This is a genomic window from Candidatus Protofrankia californiensis (genome assembly GCF_900634765.1).
Lineage (GTDB): Bacteria > Actinomycetota > Actinomycetes > Frankiales > Frankiaceae > Protofrankia > Protofrankia californiensis.
This window is the reverse complement of the sequence record NZ_CAAAFT010000009.1, coordinates 1-5,410: the sequence shown is the minus strand read 5'-3', so window position 1 is coordinate 5,410 and position 5,410 is coordinate 1. Positions and strand designations below refer to the sequence as shown.

The window sequence follows — 5,410 nt, the reverse complement described above, 5'->3', positions numbered from 1 at the left end:
CTCTAAGGGCGTGGGGGTTCAAGTCCCCCCTCGGACACCGACCATTACCCCACGGTAACGTGGGTTGATCTTCACTTCGGCTCGTACCGTCTGGGTGGCGGGCTGGTAGGTCAGGCGAAGGCCGAGCTGGCGGTACACCTCAGCCTTGTCTGTCGGGTCGGCCTCGGTGAGGGCGGTCAGTATGTCGCCGAGGGCTTCGACCAGGGCGGCGATCTCGTCCCGGCTCATCCGCCGGTCGCTGTCTGTGGTGGCTTCGCGGAGTTGGCGTTCGGCGGCTGCCCGGTCGGCCTGGGTCTGGGCGATCCAGTTCGTGACGATGACCGGGTCGGCACCGGCGTCAAGGGCGGCTCGGTAGCGGGTGAGCTTGGCCGTGCAGTCCGCGATGGCCAGACGTGCCCGCTCCGCGGCCTGGTTCTGGCCGGTGGGAACGGTCTGGGTGGCGGCCATCGCGTCGAGGGTGTCGGTCAGTCGTGGTGGTGTGAGGGTGGTGGCGAGCCAGGTGTCGAGGGCGGGCAGGACGGCGTCTTCTCGGACGTAGACGTTGCTGGGGTGGTGGATGTGGTTCGCCAGCGCGTATTCCTGGGGGTAGCGGCAGCGGTAGTAGGCGGCGTTGCGGACCCAGTGGCCCTGCATTTTGCGCTGGCAGATCCCGCAGTGGAATGCTCCGCGCAGGACGTAGAGGTGGCGGGTTCGCGGGGTTTTCTGGTCGCCGGGTCCTCGTCCGCGTCTGGCGAGGAGCTGTTGTGCGTCGGTGAACAGCTTCGGGTCGATAATTGCCGGATGGGCGGTGTTCTCCGACCAGATCCATGTGTCGGTGGGGTTCCAGCGCAGTTTGGTGGTGTGTCCCAGGCTGACGTCCTCGACGTCGAGGAGGACTTCGTCCTTGCGTTGCCGGTTCCATACTTGCCGGCCGGTGTAGCGGGGGTTGGTGAGGATAGCGCGGATCGCGCCTTTCGACCAGGCTGCGCCGGTGCGGTGGGAGTTACGGGCCGGGTCATGTGCCGAGGGGCAGGAGATGCCGTCGCGGGTCAGCCCCTCGGCGATCGCGAACAGGCCGCGTCCACTGACGAACTCGGTGAAGATTCTCACCACGACCGGTGCGGTTTCTTCGCACCGCGCGAGGCCGTGCAATCGTCGGCCGTCGGCGGCCTTGGCTGGGTTCGGGTGTGGTCCCAGGTCGCTTAGTCGGTAGCCGTAGGGTGGCCGGCCGCCCAGGAAGCGGCCTTCCATCGCCGCTTGGGCGGCCATAGCGGCGCGGACTCGTACTTTGATCCGGTTGCGTTCGCCTTTTGACATTCCCCCGAACACGGACATGATCAGGTCGTGGGCTTCGTTGTTCGGGTCGATCGGGCCGCCGATCTCGGGTACCCACAGTGGCACGCCGTAGTGCGCGAACAGGGGGAAGACCAAGCCGAACTGGTTGCCGTAGAACGCTCGCTGCGGTTCCCCGATGACGACCGCGTCGAATCCCCGGTTGGGATCCTTGAGTGCCTGTAGTAGATCGTTCGCTTTTGGCCTACGTTGCCAGGGCACGGCCCGGGACTGTCCGGCGTCGAAGTACTCGACGACGATCTCCCCGCCGTGTGGTTCGATCAGCGCCTTCGCGCGGGTAACCTGCCAGGCGCGTGATGATTCGGGGTCCTGCTGGTCCTCGGTCGAGCATCGTCCTTCGAACGCAAATCTGATCATTCAGAATTCCCTTCCTGTCGTTCGGTCGTGTTCTCCCGACGTGACGGGGAGTTTTTGCCGGCTGCGGTCTTTGCGTCCATGCGGCGGCGTAACAGGCGCAGCAGGCTCGTGGCCAGGCCCGGTGTCAGGGTGGGCGGCTGGTCGGGGACTACCACCTTGAGGGGACGAAGTGCACCCTCCTTCTCATCTTCCCTCACGACGTCTCCGGTCCGTGCAGCCGGTAGGACGGGGACGAGTAGTGCGATCGGGTTGGGTTATCGGTCTTTCTGGCAGTGTCGGACCAGCGCGACTGACCAGTCGAAAACCACGGTGTGGAGAAACGCCTTTCTATATTAAGCTTTCCCAAACAGGGAAACGTATGATGGAATAGATAGACGACGGCATTGATTATCGCTCGACCGGGAACGCGGCACCCCTGGTGGCGGCTGGTTATTTTCCGCCGCGGATTCCGTGGTGCCGTTCGAGGCGCAGATGAAGATCGAGGAATTCCGCGGGCGTGGTGACCACATCGGTGAACTACCGGGCGGCCATGGTGATCAGAGAGATGCTTGCCAGCCGCAGCGGGGTGTTGTTCGGCCCGGCCTGTTCCAGGCGAGTGTCGCGCAGGTAGGGCTGGTGTGCCGGTCCGCCGCGCGCAGGTGGGCAGGCTGGCGGCGGGGCAGCGCTGTCCGCGCAGGGGTCTCGGGTAGCGGCCTCTGACCTGATGGTGAGCTGACTCTGATCTGACGGATGGTGCGTGTGGACTGTCTGTCAGATCAGAGTCAGGTCCTGCTGATACCGCCGTCAGGTTGCTCTTTTCCCTAGTCACGGCGCATACAGACCGATGAGGGGAGGTCAGCGAACCGCTCATCGCAGCGGCCTGTCCGTGTCAGATCCGCTGCCGGCCGTGCATAGGAGGAGGACGTCTTCGTGAGCGACAGCGTGTAGCGGGATGCCGGCGTCGCGGGCGACGCGGGTGTTGTGCAGGGCGAAGAACGTGGTCCTAGGAACCAGGCGGGTGCCGCGCAGCCCGGTGAGGAGCGCGACCGCGCGGCCGGCGCGGACCAGACCGGCGCGCGGGGCGAGGTCAAGGATCGCGCCGGGCAGGTCGACGAGTTCCCCGTCCTGTCTGTAGGGGCGGACGGTAATAGCGACAATCCCGTCGGGCTGTAGCAGCGCAGCAGCGCCAGTGAGAATGTGCTGGAATCCAGTAAGCAGGCCGTGCAGGTCCTGGTGGGCGAGGTTGTCGGTGCCGGGGCCGTAGTGGTAGTCGCGTTTGTGGACGCCGTGGCTGCGGTCGGCGTGGACCTGTCCGTGGGTGGCTTTCCCATACGGCGGGGACGTGAGGACCAGCGCAACCTTTCCCGCCGTATCCGAGGGTGCGAGCGCGGGCAGTCGGCGGGCGTCAGCGGTGAGAATACGGATGGTTCCCGTGGCGCCCTGGCGGGCGGCGAGGGCGGCGTTGCTACGGGCGATGGTTGCCCAGCGGGGTTCGTATTCGATACCGAGGGCGTGGCGGCCGAGGTGCGCGGCTTCGACGCAGCTGGTCCCGATCCCGCACATCGGGTCGAGGACGAGTTCGCCTGGTTCGGTGAAGGTGGTGATGATGTGCCGGGCGAGCGCGGGTAGCATTTTCGCCGGGTGGGCTGTGGAGGCCGGAGTGTAGCGGGTGGTGCGTTGGCTACGGGGGTGTTGTTGGGCGGCGGCCCACACCGACAGGGGACGCGGAGGGCGCCGGTCAGTCACGGCGGCCTCCTGCTGTGGTGAAGACCGCCAGATCGGTGTGCACCGGAACGACGAGACCGCCAGGTGGGATATGCGGGTGTCCGGCGGGATGGAGCCGGCCGCCGCTGATGGGGGTGGTGAGCACGACGATGTGTTGGAGGTAGCGCAGCCCGGCGGCGCGGGCGGTGGTAATGCCGGTGGTAAGCGGGTCGGTGGCACCGGCGGTGGGGGTGTGAACGGTGAGCAGAATGCCACCGGGACGCAGCAGGCCGGCCGTCTGGACGAAAGCGGGGAGCAGGGTCTGCGGGTCACCGGCCGGTGGATAGTCGATAACCAGGCCGGCGTGTCCGGCCGGCGACGGCCATGCGCGACCGCCGGTATCTGTGGTCGGGCGGCTGACCGCGGTGTATCGGCGGTGGAGGTGGATGGCGGCGTCGCGGATTATCACCGGCCCGTCGATGACGACAATCAGGTCGTCCGGCTGGCTGAAGGTGGCGATAGCGCGGGCGGCGGCGGCTGGGGGGATAGCACCGGGCTGGGTGTCTGTCAGGGTGGGCCAGACGGTGAGCGGAACGGTGCTGGATGTCTGGTCGCCGGTGGCGGGTGGGGCCAGGGACACGGATAGTCCTCCGTCCACGGGTGTTACCGCACTCGAAGCCGGTGTATGGGCAGGCCGGGTGCGGCGGCGGGGAGACTTTCGCGGAAAGGCGCGGCGCGGGCCGCGGTTGTAAGTGAAACCGACGGCGGCTGACAGTGATCTGACACGCCGAGCGTGCTGGTCGCTGTCAGATCACCGTCAGGGATATGTCCGTGTCCTGTCAGTCGCTCGCGCTGTCTGTACGGCCGTGGCGGATAAGTGTCTGATCACTGTCAGGTCGGTGTCAGATGGGGTGTGGCGTCCTTGCATTCCAGCGTTTGTCGGCGCTCGCATGAAAGGACACTCAGAGATGACCAGACCTGATCGTTCTGTCCCGCCGGATGGTTCGGCGTTGGATATCGCCGAGGCGGCTTTCAGCACGTTGACCACATCCCCGGACGGGCTGGTGGTCAACGGCGCGGATATTCATGCGGGGTTGCCGTCGCGGCCGGTCGGGTTGCGGGAGCTGCGGGTGCTGCTGGCGCATCCGGCGACGTCGGCGGCAGCGTGGCATGCGGCGTGGGCGTATCTGGTGGGCCGGCGCGACGAGCCGGCGTGGCAGGTGGGCGCGGTCGGGGTGGCGATGCCGCTGCTGCGGCGGACCGCGGGCGGGCTGGCCGCCGGCTACTGCGGGGATCCGGCGGATCTGGACGCTGAGGTACTGATCGGCTTCCTGGGCGGGTTGCGGCGGGTATCGCCGGCGGCGCCGCGGCTGGGGGTGCGGTTGGCGTGGGCGGCCTACCGGGCCGGGGTGACCGAGGCCCGCCGGCACAGTGTGGCGCTGCCGGGGGGTGGCAGCGGGGTGTCGGTGGCGGCGGCGATGCCCCCGGAACCGTGGGGTGCGCCGCGGGGGGTACTGGCCCAGGCGGTGGCCGCGGAGGTGCTCTCGGCCGCCGACGCCGCGCTGATCGCGGTGAGCCGGCTGGATGGGATGCCGCTGGCGGTGTTGTCCACGGTGTCCGGGCCGGGAGAGGAACTGGCGGTGCGGCTTGGCCGGGCCGAGGACCGGCTGGCGCAGGCGATCGTGACCGGCCGGGTCGGGGTGAGGGTGCCGTGCTGACCCGATCCCCCCGGGCGCAGCGTCCGCGGCCCCGTCCGGTGCTCCGCCCGTTTGTGGCAGGGGTCGTTCGTCGCGTCGCTGTCCTGGCCCGCCGGGCATGGCGGGGGATGGCGGTGTGGGCGGAGACCGCCGGTGCTGTGGCGGTCATGCTGCTCCTGACCGGGGCGGCGGTGGCCGCCCAGCAGCGGCTGGGCGGGGCAGGTGGGCCGTCTTCCGGCACGCTGCTGCTCGTCGCGGCTGTCGCCGGGGTGGTGGGGATGCTGACCGGCCGTGTCTCTGGGGTACCGAGGGCGCGTCGGGTCGGGGCGGCTCCCCTGGGT

At 68.4% G+C, this 5,410-nt stretch carries 5 protein-coding genes and 1 pseudogene; 2 read left to right on the top strand and 4 right to left on the bottom strand.

Features of this window, described 5'->3' with window-relative positions; genetic code table 11:
• Positions 1–18: 18 nt before the first annotated feature.
• From DD1DGNOD_RS00380 to DD1DGNOD_RS00360, 4 genes are all read right to left on the bottom strand, one after another.
• A complete protein-coding gene (locus DD1DGNOD_RS00380; protein ID WP_131769183.1) occupies positions 19–1,689 on the bottom strand; it encodes a recombinase family protein in 1,671 nt (556 codons plus the stop codon).
• Complete coding sequence (locus tag DD1DGNOD_RS00375) at positions 1,686–1,886, bottom strand: hypothetical protein (protein ID WP_131767479.1); 201 nt, start codon at positions 1,884–1,886, stop codon at positions 1,686–1,688. The genes DD1DGNOD_RS00380 and DD1DGNOD_RS00375 overlap by 4 nt, the downstream gene beginning before the upstream one ends.
• Positions 1,887–2,535: 649 nt before the next feature.
• Positions 2,536–3,414: a TRM11 family SAM-dependent methyltransferase gene (locus DD1DGNOD_RS00365; protein WP_131767478.1), complete on the bottom strand. Its 879-nt coding sequence runs from the start codon at positions 3,412–3,414 to the stop codon at positions 2,536–2,538.
• Positions 3,407–4,012 (bottom strand): hypothetical protein, encoded by a 606-nt coding sequence (locus DD1DGNOD_RS00360; RefSeq protein WP_241255367.1) that lies wholly within the window; start codon positions 4,010–4,012, stop codon positions 3,407–3,409. The genes DD1DGNOD_RS00365 and DD1DGNOD_RS00360 overlap by 8 nt, the downstream gene beginning before the upstream one ends.
• Before the next feature lie 328 nt (positions 4,013–4,340).
• Here DD1DGNOD_RS00360 and DD1DGNOD_RS00355 point away from each other — a divergent pair, with 328 nt between their 5' ends.
• The gene (locus DD1DGNOD_RS00355) at positions 4,341–5,090 is read left to right on the top strand and encodes a hypothetical protein (RefSeq protein WP_131767477.1); all 750 of its coding nucleotides are present in this window, start codon (positions 4,341–4,343) and stop codon (positions 5,088–5,090) included.
• Positions 5,091–5,143: 53 nt separating this feature from the next.
• Positions 5,144–5,410, top strand: a pseudogene (locus DD1DGNOD_RS00350) (hypothetical protein); the annotation flags it as partial.